We start from the raw sequence: 22,463 nt of genomic DNA, 5'->3' as shown, positions 1-22,463 counted from the left end.
TATCATTCAAAGACTTCCGCGTCGCCAAGAACTTTCGCGCTCGCATCTTTGGCCGCCAGATTCGGCGCTTCCGACAGAGGCCACTCGATCTTCAACGCCGGGTCGTTCCAGGCAATGCTGCGTTCGTGGGCCTGATACCAATAGTCGGTGGTCTTGTAGAGGAACTCCGCCAACTCCGACACCACGAGGAATCCATGCGCAAAGCCAGGCGGCACCCACAATTGCCGCTTATTATCTGCGGACAGCGTCACGCCGACCCACTTCCCGAAATTCGGCGAACTGCGGCGGATATCGACGACGACGTCGAACACCTCTCCTTGCGTCACACGAACGAGTTTGCCTTGCGGATGCTGGATCTGATAGTGCAAACCGCGCAGCACACCCTTGGCCGAACGCGAGTGGTTGTCCTGCACAAACTCAGTCGTTACGCCCGTCGCTTCGGCAAATTCGCGCGAATTGTAGCTCTCGAAGAAAAATCCACGCGCATCGCCGAATACGCGAGGCTCGATGATCAGCACTTCTGGGAGTGCCGTTGGTGTCACAGTGATAGGCATTCTTGGTCCTTGAATAAATCGTCGAGAAGAGAATCCGGGCTCAGTTCATTGACCTGAAGATTGCAGCGCAAGCAATCGAACGATCGGCTCCAGCGATTCCTGCCATTGCGGCAACGCAATTCCTGAAACACCGCGCAATTTCGAGGTGTCGAGCCGCGAATTTGCCGGTCGTTTGGCCGGCGTCGGGAACTGTTCGGTCGTAATGGGCTTGACGGCATCGGCGTGCGTTTTCAGCTGAACGCCCAGGTCGGCCACGCGCCGCAGCACGTGCTGCGCATAGCCGTGCCACGTAGTTTCGCCCTGCGGCGCGAGGTGGTAGGTGCCGGCGTGACTAGACAGAAACACGGGATCCGCGCCGACGGCGCGGATTATCGTTGCTGCCACGTCGGCCAGCAGATAAGCGGGCGTCGGCACGCCCCATTGATCCGCAACAACCCGCAGTTCGTCTCTTTCGCGAGCGAGTCGAATCATCGTCTTGGCGAAATTGCCGCCGAACGCACCCACCACCCAACTCGTCCGGAAGATAACATGTTCGCTCAACGCATCCGCAATCGCACGTTCGCCAGCTAGCTTGCTCGATCCGTAAACGGACTGGGGATTGCATTCGTCGGTTTCGCGATAAGGTCGCGCTTCCTTGCCGTCGAAGACGTAATCCGTCGAGAAGTGCAGTAGCGTCGCCCCACAACGCTTAGCTGCCTGCGCCATCGCGCGAGGCGCCGCCTCATTCACCGCAAAGCACAGTTCCACGTCGGACTCGGCTTTGTCGACCGCCGTGTAAGCCGCCGCGTTGACGATGAAGTTCGGACGGGTGCGGTCCACCAGAGCGCTGATTGCGTCAGGCGAACTGAGATCAAGTTCCCTACGACCCACTGCGACGACAGAGCCAACGGACTGAAGGCTGCGGGTCAGCTCAAAGCCGAGCTGTCCATCTTTCCCGGTAACGAGGATCAAAGGCGTCGAACTGTCGCGGTGTTTCGATGCGGATGTTTCCATTCTCGGATGTCCAAAGACGTTGGGTTGACTACTATCGCCGACGTGGCGCTATTGCTGTTCGCTTGCAGGCAAGCTAGAACGGGCCCGCACGGCCCATGATTCCATGAACGATGCCGCGCACCGAAGCTCTCGCGTGGGCTAGTCGAGGCGTCATCAAGGTCGAATATATGATGAATCGAACAGGCAACCTGAGCAACTCGGTCAGCCGCCAGGGCCATGGCATCTCACTGCGGCGAATCAGCAGAATCGCGTTTCGGAACATGAAATAATGCCGGAAGGGGCTGTGAGACGGATAGCACCGACCGAATATCCGAATCGGTTCGCCACCGAGAGAATGCGAGAGACGCAACCACGGCACACCCACCAGACGGAGCCCGCGCCGCTTTGCGCGAACACACCACTCAAGGTCGACATAATCGATAAATAGTGCTTCCTCCATAGGACCCACAACCGTCCAGCAACTGATATTGATGCACGTGCCCGAAGTGATAAGGAAGTCGACATCCAGCACTTGCTGTCCGGAAGGTTCAACGCGCCCCATGCGCCAACCGGAAAACCGCACGAACGGCGTGACGCCGTTAAAGCGTTCGTCCCAATAAGCAGGGCCGACGGCCGCGATGGCCTCGCCAGCGCTGACCAACTCGAAAAGTGTGGAAGCCAGCCCGTTGACCAGCTCCTCCGTCGGGCAACTATCCTGATCGAAGAGCATGGCGGCAGCGAAATTTTCGGAGCGCAACCACTCGATTCCGCGATTCAGCGCCGCGGCAACACCCGTGTTCATCCCTTGGGGCAGGTACGCGACACTAGCCGCAAGATTACTCGGGCGCGAGTCCGAGTCCGAATTGTCGACAACCACGCACTTGAGTATCGAAGCCAGCCGGTTCGCGTTTTCAATACATTCGCGGTCTGGATTGAAGAACACGATTACCGCACCCGCTCGGGAGATTACGCTATCCGCCGCGAAAGCGGCGGTAGCATCGAATTTTCCCGAAATACCGTCAAGGTTCGACGTTGCCGTCACCGTCAACGCGCGGTCCGCGCCACGCGATCGGTAAGCAAAGCCTGCAGGTACTGCCCATACGCATTCTTTGCCAAGGGCGCTGCGAGCTTCTGGAGTTGTTCAGAATCGATCCAGTTCTGATGATATGAAATCTCTTCAGGGCAAGCCACGACCAAGCCCTGACGCTTCTGCAATGTAGCGATGAATGTCGCGGCTTCGATCAACGAATCGTGCGTGCCCGTATCGAGCCACGCGTAACCGCGCCCCATGATCTCGACATTGAGCTTGCCTTCGCGCAGATACCGCGAGTTCACCTCGGTGATCTCAAGCTCACCACGCGCAGACGGCTTCACGTCGGCGGCAATTCCGCACACTTCGTTGTCGTAGAAATACAGGCCCGTTACTGCGTAGTTCGAACGAGGCTTGAGCGGCTTTTCCTCAATGGACAACGCCCGGAAATTGTCGTCGAACTCCACCACGCCGTAGCGCTCGGGATCGTGCACGTGGTACGCGAATACCGTAGCGCCCTGCTCGCTCGAACTCGCACGACCGAGTTGGCTGACAAGATCGTGGCCGTAGAAGATATTGTCGCCGAGAATCAGCGCCGACGGATCATTGCCGACAAATTCGCGACCGATGATGAACGCCTGCGCGAGCCCGTCCGGCGAAGGCTGAACGGCGTACTGGATGTTCATGCCCCACTGGCTGCCGTCGCCGAGCATCGCCTCGAAACGCGGCGTGTCCTGCGGCGTGGAGATGATCAGCACGTCGCGAATACCTGCCACCATCAATGTGGACAGCGGGTAGTAAATCATCGGCTTGTCGTACACCGGCAGCAACTGCTTGGAGACGACATGCGTGATCGGATACAGACGGGTGCCCGACCCGCCCGCGAGAATGATGCCTTTGCGCGCCATTACCGTGCCTTTACGCGCGCTGCGCGTAGTTGGTCTCAACCCACTTCCGATAGTCACCCGAAGCCACTTCGTCGGACCATGCCTGATTGTCCAGATACCACTGGACCGTCTTCGCGAGACCGGTCTCGAACGTTTCTGCCGGCAGCCAGCCGAGTTCGCGTTCGAGCTTGCGTGCGTCGATGGCGTAGCGGCGGTCGTGGCCCGGACGATCCTTCACGTACGTGATCTGGTCGCGGTACGACGCATTCGCCTTCGGGCGCAACTGGTCGAGCAGGTCGCACAGCGTATGGACGACGTCGAGATTCTTCTTCTCGTTCCAGCCGCCCACGTTGTACGTCTCGCCCGGCGTGCCACGCGCGAGCACTTCGCGGATCGCACTGCAATGGTCGCCGACGTACAGCCAGTCGCGCACGTTCTGACCGTCGCCGTATACCGGCAGCGGCTTGCCCGCGAGCGCGTTGGCGATCATCAGCGGGATCAGCTTTTCAGGGAACTGGTACGGACCGTAGTTGTTCGAGCAGTTCGTGGTGAGTACCGGCAGGCCGTACGTGTGATGGTACGCGCGCACCAGATGATCGGAACCCGCCTTGGTCGCCGAGTAAGGACTGTTCGGCGCATACGGCGTGGTTTCGGAGAACTGCGGATCGGTAGCGGACAGCGAGCCGAACACTTCGTCGGTCGACACGTGCAGGAAGCGGAATGCGGCCTTGTCGGCGTCGCCCAGCGCGTTCCAGTAATTGCGGGTCGCTTCGAGCAGCGTGAAAGTGCCGACCACGTTGGTCTGCACGAAATCGGCCGGGCCGTGAATGGAGCGGTCGACGTGACTCTCGGCCGCGAAGTGCAGCACCGCGCGCGGCTTGTGCTCGGCGAACAGTGCGTCGAGCGCGGCGCGGTCGCAGATGTCTGCGCGGACAAAAACGTGTTTGGGATTGGCCTGTTGCGACTTGAGCGTACCCAGATTGCCGGCATAGGTCAGCTTGTCTACATTCAGCACCGCTTCGTCCGAGGCATTGAGCCAGTCGAGCACGAAATTAGCGCCGATAAAGCCGGCACCGCCCGTTACCAGGATCATGAAATTCCCTTGTGATGTGAGTGGCGGGTGTGGAATCGATTCACCGATCTGCCTACCCCGCGCTGCGCCGGTCCGGAGTCCGATTCCTGTGCGTAGTCGAGGCGCCGCACGCATTGCACGCGGACGCCCAGACGCCTATCTTATGATGCCCCGATTATAAAGCGGCCCGGATTAAAAACCACCACCCTAACAACTTGAAACAGCTTGACAAGTTTGGTACCGAACCAACCAGTCAGCTTTTTCTGACAATTGCCTTCACGGGTGAGAGGGCGCACAGAAACGGGCCCGCCGATCCATTAATGGAAGCCTTTTGGAAGCTTGACGGGTGCCCGGGAACAAACGGCGCGAAAGAAAAAGAAAGCCGCCCGCGCGCATGCGCCGGATTAACAGGCGCATTGCAGAGGGCGGAACAGAGAGGAAACGAGGGTCTGATTGACTGCCCACGCCCCGTCAGGCCACGAGCATCCAGCGCAGCGTGTCCTCGAACGGGATGGCCTCGACGGCGGGCACCAGCGAGCGCAGCTTGGCCGGCGATCCAGCGAGCATTTTCACATCGGTTTGTCGGACGAATGCCGGGTTCACGCGAACTTCCAGTTCATGGCCCGTCAGATCGCTCGCCTTGGCGAGAATGTCGCGCAAGGTATAAGGCGTGCCGGTGCATACATTCACGGTCTCGGCAGCCGCTTCGGAATCGAGCAGCGCTTCGTACGCATCGGCCACGTAGCGCACGTCTGAAAAATCGCGTGCGACGTCGATGTTGCCCAGTTCGATGGACGGCTCACGTCGCGCGAAATGCTCGACGATCTTCGGCACAAGGAAGTTCGACGCCTGGCCGCGGCCGGTGTAATTGAACGGTCGTACGATCAGGATGGGCAACCGGTCGAACCAGGTGCGCACCATCGTTTCCATGGCCGCCTTGCTGGCCGCGTAGTGATTGACCGGCGTGACCGGGAAGCTTTCGTCGATCGCGTCGCTCGTCACGTTGCCGTACACGTTCGCACTGCTCGCAATCAGCAGCTTGCGCGGCGTATGGCCGACCGATGCACACGCTTCCAGCAGATTCAGCGTGCCGATCACGTTCACGCGATAGAAGTCGAGCGGGTCGTTGTGGCCCACGAAACTGATCGCGGCCAGATGCACGATGTAGTCGGGCCGCACGGTTTCGATCACGCGCCGGCAATCATCCGGCGACGTGATGTCGAGCCGCATCCGGGTGGGCGTTTCGGGCTCGTTGCGGCCCCCCACTGTCTCGATGACGGTGTGGCCGCGGCCCAGCAGCTTGTCGACCAGATAGCGGCCAGTGAAACCGTTCGCACCGGTGACGAGCGTGCGAACAGGTTGCGTCGATGCCGGCGCAGACATGTTTTCCTTTTTCACGGATGTCATCCTGTTGTAGTGCAATATCGCGCGTGGTCCGCGTTCTTCTGCCCGCTTGCAGCCCCGGGGGCCGCGTGGCGCGATATCGGTCCTTCAAACCAGCTATTATGTCACGCTAGCATGTTGCACCGCCCAATGCGGCACGCCTCGTGCGTCACCGCGAGTATCGAACTGCTCCGACTCACCTGATGACACCCTCCTCCACTTCCAGCGCCCCCTCCCCACTGGTCCCGCTTGCGTTCGGCGATCTGCAAGGCTGCCGCCAGCCGTTCCAGCAATTGCTGGCCAAGGCCGCGCCGCCCGAAGGCACGCCACTGTGGTTCGCGGGCGATCTGATCAACCGTGGTTCCGAATCGCTCGCCACGTTACGCGACGTGATCGCGTTGGGCGAGCGCGCAGTGCCGGTGCTGGGTAATCACGATCTGCATCTGCTGTCGGTGTCGGCGGGCATTCGCAAGTCGAAGAAAGGCGACACGATCGACGAAATTCTCGCCGCGCCCGATGCCGCCGATCTGCTCGACTGGGTTCGTCACCGGCCGCTTGCGCACTTCGAGAACGGCATGCTGATGGTGCATGCGGGCGTGTTGCCGCAATGGGACGCGAATCTGACGATGGAACTCGCCGAAGATCTGCAACGCGCGCTGCGCGCGCCGAACTGGAAGGAAACGCTGGCGGGGTTGTACGGCAACGAGCCGAACCGGTGGAAGTCGAGCCTGAAAGGTATCGACCGGCTGCGCGTAACGTGCAGCGCGTTGACGCGCGTGCGTTTCTGCAACGCAGACGGCGCCATGGATTTCAGCAGCAGCGGCAGCCTCAATTCGGCGCCGGCGGGTTGCATGCCGTGGTTTGACGTGCCGTCGCGCAAGACCGCCGACATCACGGTCGTGTTCGGCCACTGGGCCGCGCTGGGTTTGACGTTGCGCGACAACCTGATCGGACTAGATTCAGGCTGCGTGTGGGGTGAGAAATTGTCGGCTGTCACGCTGACGAAGAATCCCGCTGAACGCACGCTGACGCAGGTCGACTGCGTCAGTTGCCGGATACCCGGAGCAACGGAGGAATAAACCGGCTTCGACCGGCGCCTCGCGAGCGGAGACCCGTCAGCCGGCTTATTCTTCGTCCTCTTTGTGATAGACCTGCTTGTTGACGACCACGCCCTTCGGGAACACCTTGCGCACGAGGCCGCGCGCGGTCGCGTCGGCCCGCAGCACGACATCGCGAACCGGCTGCTGCGGGCGTCCGCGAAACGAGGTCGGGTGAAAGTACCCGGCGTTACCTGCCGGATGATCGGAGAAGTAGTAGTTCGACACGCAGCAACGCGCTTCGTCGCTCAGGTTCGGCGAAACCGAATGCCACGAGTGCTGGTTCGTTATCATCACCGCGAGCCGGTTGAACTTGCTGACAATCGTGACGGGCCCGGCCTTCGGCCCATTCGGCCACACTTCGAGATTGCCGCCGTTCTCCGCGCGCCAGTCGGGCGACACGTAATACAGCAGATTCAGCACGCGATAACGCTGGCGATCCTTGTCGTGCGAATTGTCCAGATGCGGGTTCAGGAAGTGCCCGCGGCCCATCATCGAAATACCGCCGGCGTAGAGATGTTCGTCCGGACATAACGCGTTGAGCTGGGTGATCTGCGCAACGAGATCCACCACCTCCGGCTCCTGAAACGCAAAGATCGCTTCTTCGAGAATCGGCGCGTGCTCGTTCATCTGGGCCGATACGTATTTCAGTTCACGCAGGCTTTTGCGCAGCATCATGGTCGACGCTTCGGGAAATCCGCGGCGGATTTCCATGGCCAGTTCCTGCGGCAGAACGTCGTCGATGAAGAAATGATGGACCGGCGCGTTTTCCCGCCATTGACGGCAGGCCGAATCCAGATTCTCACGCAAGCGCGCTGCGACGAACTGGCCAATGTCTGTCCGCTTCATCTTCACTGCGTCCATTTCGCGCCTTCGGGCTGATGTGAAGACTCGCTTTCATCAGACATGACGGGCCACAGGCGGCCTTCCGGTGCGGCAGCGTGTCGATTTTTCAACGTTGCAAGGGCCGCCCCGATCATTTCTTCCGATTGCGCCGCCAGCGCGCGCCGGTCGGCGCCAGGCGCAAGCGGCTCGCACACGTACACGTGCGCGGTCAGCGGGCCGCCCTGCAGCAGAAGATTCAACGAATCGGCGAGCGACAGGTCGTCGATATACGCGGGCGCGGTGGACTGCCGGCCCTGCGCGTCTTCATACATGATGCAGACGGGCTGCACCGGCGCCGCCGCCGACACGGCCGCCTGGAACATATTCGCGTGAAACGGCAGCAGCGCGAGTCCGCTGGACGTCGTGCCTTCGGGAAACACGCACATCAACTCGCCCGCTGCCAGCCGGTCGGACAACTCGTGCATGATCCGTTTCGCATCACTGCGTTTTTCGCGCTGAATGAACACGGTGTCCAGCTGCTGTGCGAGCCAGCCGACCACCGGCCATTGCCGGATCTCGGCCTTCGAGACGAACGGCGTCGGCCGCCACGCGTTGATCACGTAGATGTCGATCCACGAGATGTGATTGGCAACGACCAGCGCGCCACGGTCGAGCCGCGCGCTGTCGTTGTGCACGACGAGTTGCATGCCGCACAGCCGCAGCATTTTCAGCGACCACGCGCGGTTGAGCGCGTGACGCTGTTCAGCGGAGGCCTTCGGAAAGCGCGTCGCCACGACCCACATGCCGTGCAGCAGATGCGTGACGAGACGGACCTTGCGTAACGCGAGCTTCATTGTTGGAGCTTTCCGTAACTAGCCGATGAGCGGAGTGAGAGTGAGTGCAAGGCCGCGGATATCAGCGCTGCTCGAACGCGACGTGACCCGACACGATGGTCGCGCGCACCCGCGCCGGCAATTCGTAACCGAGGAACGGCGTGTTGTGCCCCTGGCTCTTCAATGCGCGCGGCTTGACGCGCCAATGCGCGTTGCGGTCGAACACACAGAGGTCGGCCACGCTGCCCACCGCGATGCGGCCGGCTGCGTTCAGATTCAACACATCTGCCGGTGACGCGGTGATGCGGTTCAGCGCCTTCGCGAGCGGCACGCCCGCTTCGTCGGCCCACTTCACCGTCAGCGACAGGAACAGCTCCAGACCAGTCGCGCCCGGCGTGGCTTCGGCGAACGGCAGCAGCTTTTCGTCGTCGTCGACCGGCGTGTGGTCGGAACAGATTGCGTCGATCGTGCCGTCGACGAGACCTGCGCGGATCGCTTCGCGATCGCGCTGCTGACGCAGCGGCGGATCGAGCCGGAACTGCGCATCGAAATAACCGATGTCGAGGTCGATCAGATGCACGTGGTTCACGGTGACATCGCACGAAACCGGCAAGCCCTCGGCCTTGGCCGCGCGCATCAACTCGATGCCCGCCGCCGACGACACATGCGACAGATGCACGCGCGCGCCAGTCACGCGCACGAGTTCGAAGATGGTGTGCAGCGCGATCGTTTCCGCCGACACCGGCACGCCCGACAGGCCCATCCGCGAAGCCAGCGGGCCGCTTGCGGCGACGCCGCCCTTGCCGAGATACGCGTCCACGGGACGCAGCCACACGGTGTAGCCGTAAGTCTTCGCGTATTGCAGCGCGCGCATCAGCACCTGCGTGTCAACTACGGGCACGTCGGCCTGCGAGAAGCCGATGCAGCCGGCTTCGGTCAACTCGACCATCTCGGTGATGACTTGGCCTTTGAGACCGACAGTCAATGCGCCGAGCGGATACACGTGCGCCTGGTTCAGATTGCGCGCGCGGAACTTGAGCATCTCGACGAGGCCCGGTTCATCGAGCGTCGGATCGGTGTCCGGCGGACACACGAGGCTCGTCACGCCGCCCGCGAGCGCGGCCGCCATTTCGGATTCGAGCGTCGCCTTGTGTTCGTAGCCCGGCTCGCGCAAGCGCGCGGACAGGTCGACCAGACCTGGCGCGATGTGCAAGCCCGTGGCGTCGATCGTCTTCGCTGCGTGGAAGTCGGCCGGCGCCTGGCCGAGCGCGACGATCTTGCCTGCCGCGATAAAAATGTCCTGCTGCTGTTCGGTGCCCGCTGCCGGATCGATCAGCGTGCCGCCTTGAATATGAATCTTCATGCGCTGCCTTGTTGATTAGCTGCTGTTCAGCCTGGGTTTTCACCCGGCGTTCAACCAAGTTTTTGCGTTACGTGTTACGTGTTATGTGCCGCGTGTCCGTCGGCGTTGTTGCTGCTTTTGCCGTGACGGTATGCGTGACGAAGCGTGCCGCTGCCCTGCTTGTTGCATCGCGCTGCATCGCAACGGTTCACGCTTTTTCACCGCAATCAGTCGTGATTGCCCGCGACAATGCCCATCACCGCCATCCGCACTGCGATACCGAACGTGACCTGATTCAGGATCACCGATTGCGGACCGTCCGCGACCTGCGAGTCGATTTCGACACCGCGATTCATCGGGCCCGGGTGCATCACGATGGCGTCGGGCGCGGCGAGCGCAAGGCGCTCCGGCGTCAAACCCCAGCTCTTGAAGTACTCCTGCGCCGACGGCAGCAACGCGCCGCTCATCCGCTCGTTCTGCAGACGCAGCATGATGATCACGTCGACGTCCTTCAGACCTTCGTCGAGATTGTGGAACACCCGCACGCCCATCTGTTCGAGACCGCCCGGCAGCAGCGTGCGCGGACCGATCGCGCGCACTTCCGGCACGCCAAGCGTGGTCAGCGCGTGAATGTCCGAGCGCGCGACCCGCGAATGCAGAATGTCGCCGACGATCGCCACGCGCAGCTTCGTGAAATCCTTCTTGTAGTGACGGATCGTGTACATGTCGAGCAGCCCCTGGGTGGGGTGCGCATGACGGCCGTCGCCCGCGTTGATCACGTGCACGTGCGGCGCGCAATGCTGCGCGATCAGGTACGGCGCGCCGCTCGACGCGTGACGCACGACGAACATATCGGCATGCATCGCCGACAGGTTGTTGATCGTGTCGAGCAGCGATTCGCCCTTGCTGGTCGACGACGCGTTGATGTTCAGATTCAGCACGTCGGCGGAAAGACGCGTTGCGGCGATTTCGAAGGTGGTGCGGGTGCGCGTCGAGTTCTCGAAGAACAGGTTGAACACCGACTTGCCGCGCAACAGCGGCACCTTCTTCACTTCCCGGTCGGTCACGCTGACGAACTGGTCGGCGGTATCGAGAATGTGATTGACGATCGCCTTGGGCAAGCCCTCGATCGACAAAAGATGTTTCAGCTCGCCGTTTTTCGTGAGCTGCGGGTTGCCCTTCAGGAAGCCGTAACGGAAGCGCTCGGTGGCGCTATCGGCGGAATCGCTGGGAGCCTGGGTGGCGGTGTTCATGGTGTACCTGCTTCAAATACGGGCTTCAACGTGATCGATGTCGATGCGGATGCTGACTGCGTGTGACGAGGTGTGGCGATTTTGCGCCGGCCTTTGCGTGGAACGCGGGGGTCGGCTTTGATGCTGTTGCTGTGTCGCGCGAGTGCCTTGCGGCCTTCTCTCGCGGCTTTTATGCAATTTTTCTGCGAATGTTTGTGCGATTCCGGCACGCGGCGTTGGCGTGACTAGCGCAGTGCGCAGGACGCACGCCGCTCAGTCGACGCGTGCTTCGGTATGAAACGTGAAACGCGCGTCACCTTGCGCACTGCCCTCTTCGCGGGCCAGCACGAGCGTGGCGTCAGCCGGCACATTCACCGAGCCGCCGACAAAGCGCGCCGCCACCGGCAACTCGCGGCCGCCACGATCGGCGAGCACGGCCAGTTCGACCGATGCCGGACGGCCATAGTCATACAGCTCGTTGAGCGCCGCGCGAATCGTGCGGCCGGTGTACAGCACGTCGTCGACCAGCACGATGCGTGCGCCGTCTACGGAAAACGGCAGCGAGGTCGGGCTGGCCTGCGAATGCAGACCTTTTTTCGCGTAGTCGTCGCGATGCAGCGCAACGTTCACCACGCCGAAATCCGGCAGCTGCAGGTCGTGCGCGAGCCGCGCGGCGAGCCACGCGCCGCCGCTGTGAATGCCGGCGAGCACAATGCCTTGCGTGGCGGGCTGATCGCCGTACACCGTGCGAATCTGATCGAGCAACGCGCGATAAAGCGCTTCGGCGTCAAGAGAACTCATGATCGTCGGAAAGTCCGTCAAGATATTGCTGGAGGATGATGCTGGCGGCTTCGGCGTCGAGCATGTCGGCGCGGCCGTTGCCGGCGCGAATCTCCGCCTTCGCCTCGACCGACGAATAACGTTCGTCGATCCACGTGACAGGCAGATTGAAGCGTCCGTTCAGCTGATTGCCGAAGCGTTTCGCCAGTTGGTTCATTTCGTGCGGCGTACCGTCCGGGTGCATCGGCAAGCCGACCACCAGTGCGTCCGGCTTCCATTCGGCGATCAGTTTGCCGACCTCTTCGAAGCGGTATTCGCGGCTGCGGTTCTGCACGATGACGAGCGGCCGCGCGCTGCGCGTGAGCGAATTGCCGACCGCCACGCCGATGCGTTTTTCACCGTAGTCGAACGCAAGCAGCGTCGCCTCACGTCCGGCCGACAGGCTCATGCGTGACCCGCTTCGCCCGACAGCATCGACAGGTTGATGCCGAGCAGCGCGAGCGCGGCTTCGAGACGCTCTTCAGCGGGTACGTCGAAGATGATTTTCGGGTCGGCTTCAACCGTGAGCCAGCCGTTCTTCGAAATCTCTTCTTCGAGCTGACCCGCACCCCAGCCGGCGTGGCCGAGCGTGAGCAGGAAGCGTTCGGGACCGGTGCCGCTCGCGACGGCTTCGAGCACGTCTTTCGAGGTGGTCATTTCCAGACCGCCAGGCACCGACATGGACGACGTGTACGGATCGCCGCTTTTCGGATCGTGCAGCACGAAGCCGCGCTCGGTTTGCACCGGGCCGCCGAAATACACGGGCACATGGAGAAGGGGTTCGATTTCGAGCTTGAGGTCGATGCGACTGAAGAGCGCTTGCAGGTCGATGTCGGTCGGCCGGTTGATCACGAGGCCGAGCGCGCCGCGCTCACTGTGATCGCAAAGGTAGACCACCGTTCCTGAAAACGTCGGATCGGCCATGTTCGGCATGGCGATCAGGAACTGGTTGGTCAGATTGATGCGATCGGTACTCTTGGACATAGTTCGGATTTTAGCAAAGACGATGCAGGATGGCGGGGCTTTGAGCGTGGAACCGCGATGTGTGCCATGAAGCGTACCGCGAGCCATCGACGGCCAATCAGGTTGCACTTTATCACGCACGAGGGCCGTGGCTAAGGCACGGGCGAGGAGTTGCGGCGCCTCCGCCGATATGGGCTACGGGCGCATTCCTGTCGAGCGCAGAAACAGCGTACCGTGCCGCACGGCGACGGCTCACGCGCCGCCCTGTTCGATCGCCCGTGTCAGCGTGGTCATCGCGGCCTGGGTGACGCCGCCGGCAGGCGGAGCCACGCCTGCGGCGACCTTGTGCAGCATTGCGCGCAACGCCTCGGCGGCCTGCTCGAGCGCACTCGCGGCCGGCGCTTCTACGATCACATGCGCGCGCACGGCCGGGGTCGAAACGCCCGCATGCGCCCGGCGGCGCCATGCCAACCCCAGCGCGTCGGCCAGCAGCGCCACGTGACCCAAGCCCAACGCGCACGCGGCCGAGCCGAGCCGGTAAGCGGCGTCGCCCGCTTGCAGCGCCTCGCTCGGGTCGGCCTTTTCCGGCTGATCGGCCGCACGGGCGTGCTCGGCAAGCGCGGCGATCGCAGCGTCGGCGGTTTGCAGGAAGTCCTCGTAGGCGTTCGCGTTCACCGTCAGCACGCCGAGATCGCGCGTCAATGAAGTGCGCGCGGCGCTGATCGACTGCGCTTCGAGCGCGCCCGCCTCCCACAGCATTTCCGACGATTGCGTACCCGCGACGTGCCAGTCGACCGTCAAACCATAGTCGTGCAGCACCTCGACCTGGTCGGCGTCTTCAGCGGCCGCGCCGAACAGCGCATAGTCGCGCCACATTAGCGCGAGCGTCGCCCGAACCAGCGAACGCGGCGCGCGCTCCATGCCCCGCGCATGATCGGCCAGCGCCAGATTGCAGCGGGCGTAGAAACGTCGCGCGTCGGTGTCGCCGGTTGCACGGCCGCTCACCCGGAGCGCGGTTGCGCAGGCTTTCGCGAGACGCCAGAAATCGTAGGGGTCAGGTCCGGCGAGGTCGGTGAAGACAACGTCCAGTTCGTCGAGCGCGGCATTCGTGACGGCCAGCGCAACCGCACTCCCCGTGCCGGCTTGCGAACGCAGCACGGGCAGCAGCGCGCGTTCGTAGCGGGCCCGCAAATGAGCCAGCTGATCGGCGGATTGGGCGTGGAACGACACCGGCGGCACCGGGCGAGCGGTCAGCGCGAGGTCTTCGAAAGCGACGGCGGAACCGGGCGTGTGCTCGGAAAGATGCACGCCCAGCGACCGGTAGTGGTCGAACAGCGTGGGCGAGCAGGACAGCTCGCGCAAATTGTGACGTTCGAGCGCCGCACGGAAATCGCGCAGCGCCGCGCCGAACACCGGGCGCACGGGCTGCGCATCGGCGGGATCGCCCGCTGCTAGCGGCGAAAGCCGCACCAGTGCGTCGGCGAAACGCTGTGCGCTCAGCCAGCCGGCACCACGTAATGCATGAGACGCGCGCAGCAGCGCCGACGTGCTCTCGTGTTGCTGTTCGAACGCCAGCAATGCCTCCGCCAGCGCAAGCTCCGCCGGACGGACGGAGCCGCCGCGCGGATTTGGAAGGGCATCGAAGGAAACGGGTGCAGCGGATCGAGAGGTCATGGGCAGGCGACACGAAGCTGACGGGCCGTCGCCTCGCGCCGCGCGCAGACTGATCGGCTAACGCGCGAACCGGCGACAGGACAATGACAGACTACCGTTGCGACACGGCGCAACCGACGATGTTCCGCACCGCATTCTGAAACTGCACGGCGGATGGCGCGCTGGACGAGCGCATCGGGGAAAATTTCCGGGCGTGGCCGCCGCACTCACGAGCGTTGCCGATCGACTTCCGGGCCCGCTCGCAGCACACATTACCGGACCGGTCGCTGTCGCTGCCGCAGCCGCGCGCTATAGACGCGAACGACGACACCGGCCGGCAAATGCCCGGCAAGCGACCGACTTCAGATCTGGACCATCTCGAAGTCTTCCTTGCGCGCTCCACACTCCGGGCAAGTCCAGTTAATGGGAACGTCTTCCCAACGCGTGCCCGGCGCAATGCCTTCGTCCGGCAAACCGGCTTCTTCGTCGTAAATCCAGCCGCAAATCAGGCACATCCAGCTTTGATATTCCATTCTTGTGTCGCGTCGTAGAGTCCGTGGAAACGGGAGCCATGATGGTACCGTGTTGCCGCCCCAATGCCTAGCAATCAGAATGGTGCAACCGCCGAGGGCATGGCGTTCGGCGATGCGATCTGCGTTGGCTGGCATCGGTTGACCGCACCGCGCACCGCGCGGGCGGCCGGCTGTTTGCTGCCAAGCGGCAAAGTGTATGAAAAAACGCCCTGGCGACGGTTTAGGCCGCATAATTGAGTCGATTGCGCACTGTCTGCGCCAAAATCCTGCTCCTTTTTGTCAACCTTCATGCCCAGCGACACGCCTCCGATCGTCCTCACCTTCGGCCTCTCCGATCCCACCGGCGGCTCCGGCCTTCAAGCCGACCTGATGACCCTTGCCAGCATGGGCTGTCACGGGGTTTCCGTGCTCACCGGCTACACCGTGCGCGACTCGGCCAGCTGCGACGAAGTCACCGGGCTCGACCCCGAAGTCGTCGCCACCCAGGCGCGGATGCTGCTAGAAGACATGCCGATTGCCGCGTTCAAGGTCGGCGCCTGCACGCGCGCCGAAGTGGTGAGCGCGATCGCCGAAGTGGTCGCCGACTACGACGACATTCCGCTGATCCTCGCGCCCGACTTCACGCTCGACGACGAACACGTTCTTGCCGCCGACGAATTGCGCGAAGCGATCGCCGACCTGCTCGCGCCGCAAACCACGCTGCTGGTCGCCGATTCGGCCACACTGCTCGCGCTCGCGCAGCCGGATGGCGACGCCGAAGCGCCGAGCCTCGACGCAGCGATCTCGCATCTGCTGTCACAGGGCTGCGAATATATTCTGTCGACGGAAACGGGCACGCACCGCCTCGTCAACACGCTGTTCAGCGAAGACGGCCAGTTGAGGCAGGACATGTGGGACCGCGGCAGCCACCGGATCATGGGCCTGACCGACACGCTTGGCTCCGCGATTGCCGCGTTGCTGGCCAACGGGCAAGAACCGGCGGAAGCCGTGCGCGAGGCGCAGGAATATCTGTATCAGGCCATGCGCGCCGCATTCCGGCCGGGCATGGGAACGTATATGCCAGACCGGTTCTTCTGGGCTCGCAGCAGCGACGACGAAACGCCACCGACCACAGGCAAGGACGTAGCACCTGGCGAAGCTCGGCACTGACTTTCCTTTCCATTTGCAGCGCAGCACGTCTCACCTGAAAGCCCGCATTCATGCGGGCTTTTCTTGTGTGCAATGCCGCATTCACTAATCTTTACGAATTAGCTCCATATTTCGAAAAGCAAGATAAATGCGTTACGAATCATGCAGATCGTATTATCGAGCGGCCTTGGCTTTATACTTTTTTTCAGATCCGCTTTGCCAGACATCAATCTGTCCATGCATCATGACTAGACGTTTCATCGTGCAATTAAAGGTTACAACGCGCACGCTATGCTCGGACTAGGCTTGGAGGTCATCAATCTGTCACATGCCTCCCTATGTCTTTTCCCCTCTTTTTTATTCACCCTCCGCAAAGCGGCGGCACTACTGTTATTTCGTTTTTCGATTTAAATAAGGGTAAAGATCAATTCGTTAATTTCGAATGGGATCGGGACGGCTGGCAGAACTGCCGCGACAAACTGTTTGAAACCAGCGTTGGCGGCGGGCATCACCCTTATGGCATACACCGGCTTCTCAAGAGCCCAGTCAATTACTGCACGATTCTGCGCGACCCCCTTGCACGCCAGATATCGCACTACTGGTACGCGGCCAATGGCAAGAATGGCGAGGTCGAGCGCGGCGCCGGCGTGTCGGTTACCGAGGCGCTGGCTCAGCGCGGCGAGCGGTCACTCGACGACTGGGTGAGCGAATCGCTCGGTGGAAAAAACCTGTTCGTCCAGATGCTCAGCGGGCATTCCGTGCTCAATGACACCAGCTTCGACGTTGCGCTGGCTCACCTTCAGCATCACATTGGCGCTGTGGGTGTCTGCGAGGACATGAGCGAGTTTCTACTGCGCCTTTGCGGCATGAGCGAACTGCAATTACCGTTCTATTTCGAATCAAACAGGACGCGCGGATCGTCAAAAGACCGAAGCCATTTAAGCGAAGAAGCCAGGCAAAAGTTTCTCGACGACAATCGGCTCGATTACGAAATTTTCCAGAACGCCCGGCATATGATCGCCAGGCATGCGGACGAATCAGGGCGCATCTTTTCAAATGCGCTCGATCTGGTCAAGGTCATTCGGCGGAAATAAACCAGCTTGAAAACCCGCACATTTACAGTTCAATGGTTTTCGGCTTCGACGAGGCATTTCTCTCGGAAGTCACGCGTGTCATCAGTCGATTCGACCTTGCCCCGATCAACGAATATCTGGAGTTTGCGCGAAACCGGTAACCCGTTTTCGCCGACATGTTCGACGGATTTGTCGACACCGTTTCCAACGGCGTGGTGTCAGGCTGGGCCATCAACCTGAGCCAGCCGGAGCAGAAAGTCGCGCTCGAAGTACGTGCCGGCACGCAGGTGGTCGCGCGCGGTTGCAGCGGCGAATATCGGCCCGACGTGGCGGCCGCCGGATACCCGAGTTCGCATGGCGGCTTTTCCATTCGCCTGCCTGCCGATATCACGGAAGGTTTTTCCGTCACGATCGCGAACTCGCCTGAAAGCCTGCACAATGCGGGAATCTGGCGGCAAGGCTGGCACTGCGTCTAAGCGCAAAGAGAGAGACACCATGGAACAGCCCTCCACCTTCCTGCAACGTTGCCACGGCACGATCGCCGCTCAGGACAGGATGCGGATCTTCGGGCACAAGCCCGTCACGATCTGGCTCACCGGGTTATCCGGCGCGGGCAAATCGACGATCGCCTTCAAACTCGAAGAGCACCTCGTTTCACTCGGCCACGCGTGCTATGTGCTCGATGGCGACAACGTCCGCCACGGCCTCGCGAGCGATCCCGGCTTCGAAAGAAACGATCGGCGCGAAAACATACGCCGTGTGGCGCATGTCGCTCAATTGATGAACGACGCGGGCCTCATCGTCATCACCGCCCTCATCTCGCCGATGAACGACGATCGCGCCATGGCGCGGGAAATCATCGGGTCGGGAAAATTTGTTGAGACCTATCTTTCCGCGCCCGTCGCCACCTGCGCACGGCGCGATCCGAAAGGCCTCTATGCGAAGGCAATGGCTGGTGAAATTGCTTCGTTCACCGGAGTCTCGGCACCTTACGAAGCGCCGGCCAACCCCGAACTTCATATCGACACCGCCACGCAAACGCCGGTTGAAAGCGTCGCGCAAATCTTCGACTATTTGCGCGCGAGCTCGCTCGAGACCACGGCAACTGCAACCGCCGCGGCTACCTCGAATATCCGGCGACAAGCAAGCGCGGGATAATTCGGCGTCTTTCTCCGCAGCCCGCTCCAAAAGAAAAACCCGCATTTCTGCGGGTTTTTCTTTTGGAGAGCACGTCTCGCGACACGCTCTCCCATGTGTTCCAACTGGACCCCGCGAACGAGGCCCAAGCGGAATTACATGTCCATGCCCATGCCGCCCATGCCGCCGGGCATACCGCCGCCCATCGGAGCATCTTCCTTCGGCAGTTCGCAAACAGCTGCGTCGGTCGTCAGCAGGAGACCTGCCACCGATGCTGCGTTTTGCAGAGCCGTGCGCGTGACCTTCGTCGGGTCCACGACACCTGCGTCGACCAGGTCGACGTACTCGCCGGTCGCTGCGTTGTAGCCGTAGTTGCCCGTACCAGCTGCAACAGCTGCCACCACGACGCTGGCTTCTTCGCCACCGTTCGTGACGATCTGACGCAGCGGCTCTTCCATCGCGCGCAGCACGATCTTGATACCTGCGTCCTGATCGGCGTTAGCGCCCTTCAGGTTCGTGATAGCCGTGCGTGCGCGGATCAGCGCAACGCCGCCGCCAGCAACGATGCCTTCTTCCACAGCTGCGCGCGTTGCGTGCAGTGCGTCTTCGACACGTGCCTTCTTTTCCTTCATTTCGACTTCGGTCGCAGCACCGACCTTGATCACTGCAACGCCGCCTGCCAGCTTGGCAACGCGTTCCTGCAGCTTTTCACGGTCGTAGTCCGACGTAGCTTCTTCGATTTGCGTGCGAACCTGCTTCACACGTGCTTCGATGTTTGCTGCTTCGCCAGCGCCGTCGATGATCGTCGTGTTTTCCTTGCCCACTTCGATACGCTTCGCCTGGCCCAGTTCAGCCAGCGTTGCCTTTTCGAGCGTCAGGCCGGTTTCTTCAGCGATAACTTGACCGCCGGTCAGGATCGCGATGTCTTCCAGCATTGCCTTACGGCGATCGCCGAAGCCCGGAGCCTTGACAGCAACCGTCTTCAGAATGCCGCGGATGTTGTTCACAACCAGCGTTGCCAGTGCTTCGCCTTCGACGTCTTCTGCGATGATCAGCAGCGGACGGCCAGCCTTAGCGACCTGTTCCAGAACCGGGAGGAGGTCACGAATGTTCGACACCTTCTTGTCGTGCAGCAGCACGAACGGGTTGTCGAGCACAGCAACCTGCTTGTCCGGGTTGTTGATGAAGTAAGGCGACAGGTAGCCGCGGTCGAATTGCATACCTTCGACAACGTCCAGCTCGTCTTGCAGCGACTTGCCGTCTTCGACGGTGATGACGCCTTCCTTACCAACCTTGTCCATGGCTTCAGCAATGCGGTCGCCGATCGACGAGTCGCTGTTTGCCGAGATCGAACCGACTTGAGCGATTTCCTTGTTGGTCGTGCACGGCTTGCTGATCTTGCGCAGTTCTTCGATTGCAGCTGCAACAGCCTTGTCGATACCGCGCTTCAGATCCATCGGGTTCATGCCCGACGCAACGTACTTCATGCCTTCGCGGACGATCGACTGAGCCAGGACCGTAGCGGTCGTGGTGCCGTCACCTGCGTTGTCGCTGGTCTTGGAAGCAACTTCCTTGACCATTTGCGCGCCCATGTTCTGGAGCTTGTCTTTCAGTTCGATCTCTTTTGCGACCGACACACCGTCCTTGGTGACCGTCGGGCCGCCGAAGCTGCGTTCCAGGACAACGTTGCGGCCCTTCGGACCCAGCGTGACCTTCACAGCGTTCGCGAGAATGTTCACGCCTTCGACCATCTTGGCACGGGCGGAATCACCGAATACGACGTCTTTAGCTGCCATCTTCTAACTCCTTGAATTCTTGGGATATGACCGGGAAAAGTAGCGGCTTTGCGCTTACTTCTGCACCACGGCCATGATGTCTTCTTCGCGCATCACGAGCAGTTCGTTGCCGTCGACCTTGACGGTCTGGCCTGCGTACTTGCCGAACAGGACGCGGTCACCAACCTTCACGTCGAGTGCGATTTGTGCACCCTTGTCGTCGCGCTTGCCCGGGCCGACTGCCAGAATTTCGCCTTGATCCGGCTTTTCTGCTGCGGCTTCGGGGATCACGATGCCCGACGCGGTCTTGGTTTCTTGATCCAGACGTTTGACGATCACGCGATCATGCAAAGGACGAAGGTTCATACATACTCCTCTCTTGATTGAGACTGAAGAACGCTGAGAAAACCCGGCTGGCTGAGCCAACCGGCGATGTTGTTAGCACTCTCGTGCAGTGAGTGCCAATTATATGGACGGGTGGTGACAAATTCAAGAAGGGGATGGCGGATCGGGGGAGGGATAGACGGTGCGATTTACTCGAAAAGACATCTCGCGGCGCTGGAAAATTCGTCGAATTCAAAAAATATTCGTTTGAAAACAAATATCTACCGATTCACAATCGTCAGCCAGCGGTCCGGCACCGATTAGCGGCAAATAGCCTGACCTCCCTGGAAACAGGCGGTTTATCCGGGCAAGCACCAGGTTTCGCCAGATTACCGGTCGAAACGAATGAAGAATGCCCGCCGCCCAATCCACCCCTGCCCTCATTTCTGCGGAGGCGCTCGCAGCGAATTTTCCGCCATCCACTTGAGCCGTTCGCAGTTGACCTTGATTCGCGACGCGAATTCCTCGGGATTGCTGTCGCGCAACGAACTCATGTCCCGGACTTGCCGGTCGGCGCGGCTCCATCCCAGTTGCCAGTGCCGGTCGAAGTCGTCGGCATCGGACAGCCGGTCTTTCAGTCGCGCCTTGTAGGCAGCCACGCGTTCGGGCGACGCCTGGCAGAACGCCTGGGCAAAATGAGCGCGCTCCCCGGCGGCTTCTGCTTTGGCGTCGGCGGCTTCCGCACCCAACGCGCCCGAAACAGGCAGCATCGCCGACAGAAACAACGCGGACGTCACCGCCAAGAGCGTTCTACGGCAATAGCAGTACGGCCTCTTTCTCATGATCGCCTCCAGACTGCCTGACTGCTCCCGACGCCCTCCAGGGATTGCCCTGTCTCTCACGTCGTTTTCCGCCATTTCGCGCGCGTTTGTCCTGATTTGACAGCAGGATGGCGTTTTCGCCCGCTATCCGGGCGACTGTGCCGCCAATACCCGGTGTTACGCTCAAGTAAGGAGCCTTCGCGGCATCGCGCGCCAATTGACGGCGCGCTCAGCAATCAACAGAAAACACCGCGAAAGGCCGTTGCCCTAATGGGCGAAACATCGCTGCGGGAGCGACTGCGATGGAATTTAAAACATACACCGCATTAACGTTGATTGTGTTGAGCAATGCTGCCTATGCATGGCAACCGCTCACCTATCCCATCCGAAGTCAAAGCGCCTATCAGCGCGGCATCGACAACGCGATGTGCTACGCGGAGGCGAACAAAAAGACCAAGGTCGATATCAGGCGCGAATCGCAGATTCCACCGCGCAAGCCGCCCGCGACTCAAACTTCGTCGACCGGCGTTCCAGCTCGGCCGCCGTTACCGCCGAGCACTTTCTCGGCCGCGCCGATGAGCGCGAGCATGCCGGCCGCCACGCCTGACGCGAGCGCGTCGGGGGTCCAGGCGACGGGCACGACGGCTACGGCTGCGGCAGGTACAGGCGCTTCGTCGACAAAAGCAACGGACGCGGCGACTGCGGGCAACGGCGCAGGCACCACCGCGACCGCTGCGACATCGGCAAGCGGCGCGGACATCAGCGCATCGGACGCAGCGGCGAGCGGCGCGTTGCAGGCGAACGCGGCGTCCAGCGTCAAGCTGCCGCCGCTGCCCGCACCCGAGCCGCCGATGACCCAATATTGGGCCGCCTACGGTGCGTGCATGCAGGCGCGGGGTTACGTCGTCACACAGTAACGAAGGCGGTGAGCCTCGTTGCGGTGCCTTGTTCCCTTTGACTCTGGGCTGACCCGGATGCCGGCATTCGACGTCCGTCAGCGACATCGCCAT

At 61.5% G+C, this 22,463-nt stretch carries 25 protein-coding genes; 6 read left to right on the top strand and 19 right to left on the bottom strand.

Features of this window, described 5'->3' with window-relative positions:
• Positions 1 to 2: 2 nt before the first annotated feature.
• From rfbC to ABH945_RS13900, 6 genes are all read right to left on the bottom strand, one after another.
• On the bottom strand, positions 3 to 554 hold the full coding sequence (gene rfbC, locus ABH945_RS13925; protein ID WP_429250866.1) for a dTDP-4-dehydrorhamnose 3,5-epimerase: 552 nt from the start codon (positions 552 to 554) through the stop codon (positions 3 to 5).
• 45 nt (positions 555 to 599) lie between these two features.
• On the bottom strand, positions 600 to 1,547 hold the full coding sequence (gene rfbD / locus ABH945_RS13920; protein WP_429250865.1) for a dTDP-4-dehydrorhamnose reductase: 948 nt from the start codon (positions 1,545 to 1,547) through the stop codon (positions 600 to 602).
• Between the two features lie 73 nt (positions 1,548 to 1,620).
• On the bottom strand, positions 1,621 to 2,568 hold the full coding sequence (locus ABH945_RS13915) for a glycosyltransferase family 2 protein (protein ID WP_429251096.1): 948 nt from the start codon (positions 2,566 to 2,568) through the stop codon (positions 1,621 to 1,623).
• A 2-nt stretch (positions 2,569 to 2,570) separates the two neighbouring features.
• Positions 2,571 to 3,464: a glucose-1-phosphate thymidylyltransferase RfbA gene (gene rfbA / locus ABH945_RS13910; RefSeq protein ID WP_429250864.1), complete on the bottom strand. Its 894-nt coding sequence runs from the start codon at positions 3,462 to 3,464 to the stop codon at positions 2,571 to 2,573.
• Positions 3,465 to 3,474: 10 nt separating this feature from the next.
• Complete coding sequence (gene rfbB / locus ABH945_RS13905) at positions 3,475 to 4,536, bottom strand: dTDP-glucose 4,6-dehydratase (RefSeq protein ID WP_429250863.1); 1,062 nt, start codon at positions 4,534 to 4,536, stop codon at positions 3,475 to 3,477.
• A gap of 450 nt (positions 4,537 to 4,986) precedes the next feature.
• A complete protein-coding gene (locus ABH945_RS13900) occupies positions 4,987 to 5,898 on the bottom strand; it encodes a GDP-mannose 4,6-dehydratase (RefSeq protein ID WP_074766287.1) in 912 nt (303 codons plus the stop codon).
• Between the two features lie 203 nt (positions 5,899 to 6,101).
• Between ABH945_RS13900 and ABH945_RS13895 the strand changes: the two genes are divergently transcribed.
• Positions 6,102 to 6,977 (top strand): symmetrical bis(5'-nucleosyl)-tetraphosphatase, encoded by an 876-nt coding sequence (locus tag ABH945_RS13895; RefSeq protein ID WP_429250862.1) that lies wholly within the window; start codon positions 6,102 to 6,104, stop codon positions 6,975 to 6,977.
• 45 nt (positions 6,978 to 7,022) lie between these two features.
• Here the strand turns inward: ABH945_RS13895 and ABH945_RS13890 are convergent, their stop codons facing one another.
• From ABH945_RS13890 to ABH945_RS13845, 10 genes are all read right to left on the bottom strand, one after another.
• Positions 7,023 to 7,844: a 2OG-Fe(II) oxygenase gene (locus tag ABH945_RS13890; RefSeq protein ID WP_429250861.1), complete on the bottom strand. Its 822-nt coding sequence runs from the start codon at positions 7,842 to 7,844 to the stop codon at positions 7,023 to 7,025.
• Positions 7,845 to 7,846: 2 nt separating this feature from the next.
• Positions 7,847 to 8,674, bottom strand: coding sequence for a lysophospholipid acyltransferase family protein (locus tag ABH945_RS13885; protein WP_429250860.1), 828 nt, complete (start codon positions 8,672 to 8,674; stop codon positions 7,847 to 7,849).
• 61 nt (positions 8,675 to 8,735) lie between these two features.
• Positions 8,736 to 10,016: a dihydroorotase gene (locus tag ABH945_RS13880; protein ID WP_429250859.1), complete on the bottom strand. Its 1,281-nt coding sequence runs from the start codon at positions 10,014 to 10,016 to the stop codon at positions 8,736 to 8,738.
• A 206-nt stretch (positions 10,017 to 10,222) separates the two neighbouring features.
• Complete coding sequence (locus ABH945_RS13875) at positions 10,223 to 11,248, bottom strand: aspartate carbamoyltransferase catalytic subunit (RefSeq protein WP_074763197.1); 1,026 nt, start codon at positions 11,246 to 11,248, stop codon at positions 10,223 to 10,225.
• Between the two features lie 252 nt (positions 11,249 to 11,500).
• Positions 11,501 to 12,028 carry a bifunctional pyr operon transcriptional regulator/uracil phosphoribosyltransferase PyrR gene (pyrR, locus tag ABH945_RS13870; protein ID WP_074763196.1) on the bottom strand — a complete coding sequence of 176 codons (528 nt, stop codon included), beginning with the start codon at positions 12,026 to 12,028 and terminating at the stop codon, positions 11,501 to 11,503.
• Positions 12,015 to 12,455 (bottom strand): Holliday junction resolvase RuvX, encoded by a 441-nt coding sequence (gene ruvX / locus ABH945_RS13865; protein WP_429250858.1) that lies wholly within the window; start codon positions 12,453 to 12,455, stop codon positions 12,015 to 12,017. The genes pyrR and ruvX overlap by 14 nt, the downstream gene beginning before the upstream one ends.
• Positions 12,452 to 13,030, bottom strand: coding sequence for a YqgE/AlgH family protein (locus tag ABH945_RS13860; RefSeq protein WP_074763194.1), 579 nt, complete (start codon positions 13,028 to 13,030; stop codon positions 12,452 to 12,454). The genes ruvX and ABH945_RS13860 overlap by 4 nt, the downstream gene beginning before the upstream one ends.
• 231 nt (positions 13,031 to 13,261) lie before the next feature.
• Positions 13,262 to 14,683, bottom strand: a complete 1,422-nt coding sequence (locus ABH945_RS13855) for a hypothetical protein (RefSeq protein WP_429250857.1) — start codon at positions 14,681 to 14,683, stop codon at positions 13,262 to 13,264.
• 341 nt (positions 14,684 to 15,024) lie between these two features.
• Positions 15,025 to 15,195 carry a rubredoxin gene (locus tag ABH945_RS13850; protein ID WP_006047743.1) on the bottom strand — a complete coding sequence of 57 codons (171 nt, stop codon included), beginning with the start codon at positions 15,193 to 15,195 and terminating at the stop codon, positions 15,025 to 15,027.
• Positions 15,196 to 15,269: 74 nt separating this feature from the next.
• The gene (locus tag ABH945_RS13845) at positions 15,270 to 15,485 is read right to left on the bottom strand and encodes a hypothetical protein (protein ID WP_429250856.1); all 216 of its coding nucleotides are present in this window, start codon (positions 15,483 to 15,485) and stop codon (positions 15,270 to 15,272) included.
• Between ABH945_RS13845 and ABH945_RS13840 the strand changes: the two genes are divergently transcribed.
• The 4 genes from ABH945_RS13840 to cysC all read left to right on the top strand — a co-directional run bounded on the left by ABH945_RS13840 (position 15,484) and on the right by cysC (position 18,554).
• A complete protein-coding gene (locus tag ABH945_RS13840; protein ID WP_429250855.1) occupies positions 15,484 to 16,344 on the top strand; it encodes a hydroxymethylpyrimidine/phosphomethylpyrimidine kinase in 861 nt (286 codons plus the stop codon). The genes ABH945_RS13845 and ABH945_RS13840 overlap by 2 nt on opposite strands.
• Positions 16,345 to 16,661: 317 nt before the next feature.
• Positions 16,662 to 17,417: a hypothetical protein gene (locus ABH945_RS13835; protein ID WP_429250854.1), complete on the top strand. Its 756-nt coding sequence runs from the start codon at positions 16,662 to 16,664 to the stop codon at positions 17,415 to 17,417.
• A gap of 155 nt (positions 17,418 to 17,572) precedes the next feature.
• Complete coding sequence (locus ABH945_RS13830) at positions 17,573 to 17,872, top strand: hypothetical protein (protein WP_429250853.1); 300 nt, start codon at positions 17,573 to 17,575, stop codon at positions 17,870 to 17,872.
• A 19-nt stretch (positions 17,873 to 17,891) separates the two neighbouring features.
• Positions 17,892 to 18,554 carry an adenylyl-sulfate kinase gene (cysC, locus tag ABH945_RS13825; protein ID WP_429251095.1) on the top strand — a complete coding sequence of 221 codons (663 nt, stop codon included), beginning with the start codon at positions 17,892 to 17,894 and terminating at the stop codon, positions 18,552 to 18,554.
• 134 nt (positions 18,555 to 18,688) lie between these two features.
• Here cysC and groL read toward each other — a convergent pair whose 3' ends face one another.
• The 3 genes from groL to ABH945_RS13810 form a co-directional block, all read right to left on the bottom strand.
• Entirely contained in the window at positions 18,689 to 20,329 is a 1,641-nt protein-coding gene (gene groL, locus ABH945_RS13820; protein ID WP_074763188.1) for a chaperonin GroEL, read from the bottom strand.
• A 54-nt stretch (positions 20,330 to 20,383) separates the two neighbouring features.
• Positions 20,384 to 20,674, bottom strand: coding sequence for a co-chaperone GroES (groES, locus tag ABH945_RS13815; RefSeq protein WP_007178996.1), 291 nt, complete (start codon positions 20,672 to 20,674; stop codon positions 20,384 to 20,386).
• A 398-nt stretch (positions 20,675 to 21,072) separates the two neighbouring features.
• Positions 21,073 to 21,474, bottom strand: coding sequence for a hypothetical protein (locus tag ABH945_RS13810; RefSeq protein WP_429250852.1), 402 nt, complete (start codon positions 21,472 to 21,474; stop codon positions 21,073 to 21,075).
• Between the two features lie 281 nt (positions 21,475 to 21,755).
• Here ABH945_RS13810 and ABH945_RS13805 point away from each other — a divergent pair, with 281 nt between their 5' ends.
• Positions 21,756 to 22,370 carry a hypothetical protein gene (locus ABH945_RS13805; protein WP_074763187.1) on the top strand — a complete coding sequence of 205 codons (615 nt, stop codon included), beginning with the start codon at positions 21,756 to 21,758 and terminating at the stop codon, positions 22,368 to 22,370.
• Positions 22,371 to 22,463: the final 93 nt, after the last annotated feature.

Origin of the sequence: Paraburkholderia sp. GAS333 (assembly GCF_050435665.1) — a bacterium.
GTDB lineage: Bacteria > Pseudomonadota > Gammaproteobacteria > Burkholderiales > Burkholderiaceae > Paraburkholderia > Paraburkholderia fungorum_A.
Note: the sequence above shows the minus strand (reverse complement) of the source record. Positions and strands in the feature narration are given on the sequence as shown.

Excerpts from the sequence above, each read along its gene's own strand:
- rfbC (WP_429250866.1), bottom strand. The coding sequence starts at position 554 with ATGCCTATCACTGTGACACCAACGGCACTCCCAGAAGTGCTGATCATC.
- rfbD (WP_429250865.1), bottom strand. The coding sequence starts at position 1,547 with ATGGAAACATCCGCATCGAAACACCGCGACAGTTCGACGCCTTTGATC.
- rfbA (WP_429250864.1), bottom strand. The coding sequence starts at position 3,464 with ATGGCGCGCAAAGGCATCATTCTCGCGGGCGGGTCGGGCACCCGTCTG.
- rfbB (WP_429250863.1), bottom strand. The coding sequence starts at position 4,536 with ATGATCCTGGTAACGGGCGGTGCCGGCTTTATCGGCGCTAATTTCGTG.
- ABH945_RS13900 (WP_074766287.1), bottom strand. The coding sequence starts at position 5,898 with ATGTCTGCGCCGGCATCGACGCAACCTGTTCGCACGCTCGTCACCGGT.
- ABH945_RS13895 (WP_429250862.1), top strand. The coding sequence starts at position 6,102 with ATGACACCCTCCTCCACTTCCAGCGCCCCCTCCCCACTGGTCCCGCTT.
- ABH945_RS13890 (WP_429250861.1), bottom strand. The coding sequence starts at position 7,844 with ATGAAGCGGACAGACATTGGCCAGTTCGTCGCAGCGCGCTTGCGTGAG.
- ABH945_RS13885 (WP_429250860.1), bottom strand. The coding sequence starts at position 8,674 with ATGAAGCTCGCGTTACGCAAGGTCCGTCTCGTCACGCATCTGCTGCAC.
- ABH945_RS13880 (WP_429250859.1), bottom strand. The coding sequence starts at position 10,016 with ATGAAGATTCATATTCAAGGCGGCACGCTGATCGATCCGGCAGCGGGC.
- ABH945_RS13875 (WP_074763197.1), bottom strand. The coding sequence starts at position 11,248 with ATGAACACCGCCACCCAGGCTCCCAGCGATTCCGCCGATAGCGCCACC.
- pyrR (WP_074763196.1), bottom strand. The coding sequence starts at position 12,028 with ATGAGTTCTCTTGACGCCGAAGCGCTTTATCGCGCGTTGCTCGATCAG.
- ruvX (WP_429250858.1), bottom strand. The coding sequence starts at position 12,455 with ATGAGCCTGTCGGCCGGACGTGAGGCGACGCTGCTTGCGTTCGACTAC.
- ABH945_RS13860 (WP_074763194.1), bottom strand. The coding sequence starts at position 13,030 with ATGTCCAAGAGTACCGATCGCATCAATCTGACCAACCAGTTCCTGATC.
- ABH945_RS13855 (WP_429250857.1), bottom strand. The coding sequence starts at position 14,683 with ATGACCTCTCGATCCGCTGCACCCGTTTCCTTCGATGCCCTTCCAAAT.
- ABH945_RS13850 (WP_006047743.1), bottom strand. The coding sequence starts at position 15,195 with ATGGAATATCAAAGCTGGATGTGCCTGATTTGCGGCTGGATTTACGAC.
- ABH945_RS13840 (WP_429250855.1), top strand. The coding sequence starts at position 15,484 with ATGCCCAGCGACACGCCTCCGATCGTCCTCACCTTCGGCCTCTCCGAT.
- ABH945_RS13845 (WP_429250856.1), bottom strand. The coding sequence starts at position 15,485 with ATGAAGGTTGACAAAAAGGAGCAGGATTTTGGCGCAGACAGTGCGCAA.
- ABH945_RS13835 (WP_429250854.1), top strand. The coding sequence starts at position 16,662 with ATGTCTTTTCCCCTCTTTTTTATTCACCCTCCGCAAAGCGGCGGCACT.
- ABH945_RS13830 (WP_429250853.1), top strand. The coding sequence starts at position 17,573 with ATGTTCGACGGATTTGTCGACACCGTTTCCAACGGCGTGGTGTCAGGC.
- cysC (WP_429251095.1), top strand. The coding sequence starts at position 17,892 with ATGGAACAGCCCTCCACCTTCCTGCAACGTTGCCACGGCACGATCGCC.
- groL (WP_074763188.1), bottom strand. The coding sequence starts at position 20,329 with ATGGCAGCTAAAGACGTCGTATTCGGTGATTCCGCCCGTGCCAAGATG.
- groES (WP_007178996.1), bottom strand. The coding sequence starts at position 20,674 with ATGAACCTTCGTCCTTTGCATGATCGCGTGATCGTCAAACGTCTGGAT.
- ABH945_RS13810 (WP_429250852.1), bottom strand. The coding sequence starts at position 21,474 with ATGAGAAAGAGGCCGTACTGCTATTGCCGTAGAACGCTCTTGGCGGTG.
- ABH945_RS13805 (WP_074763187.1), top strand. The coding sequence starts at position 21,756 with ATGGAATTTAAAACATACACCGCATTAACGTTGATTGTGTTGAGCAAT.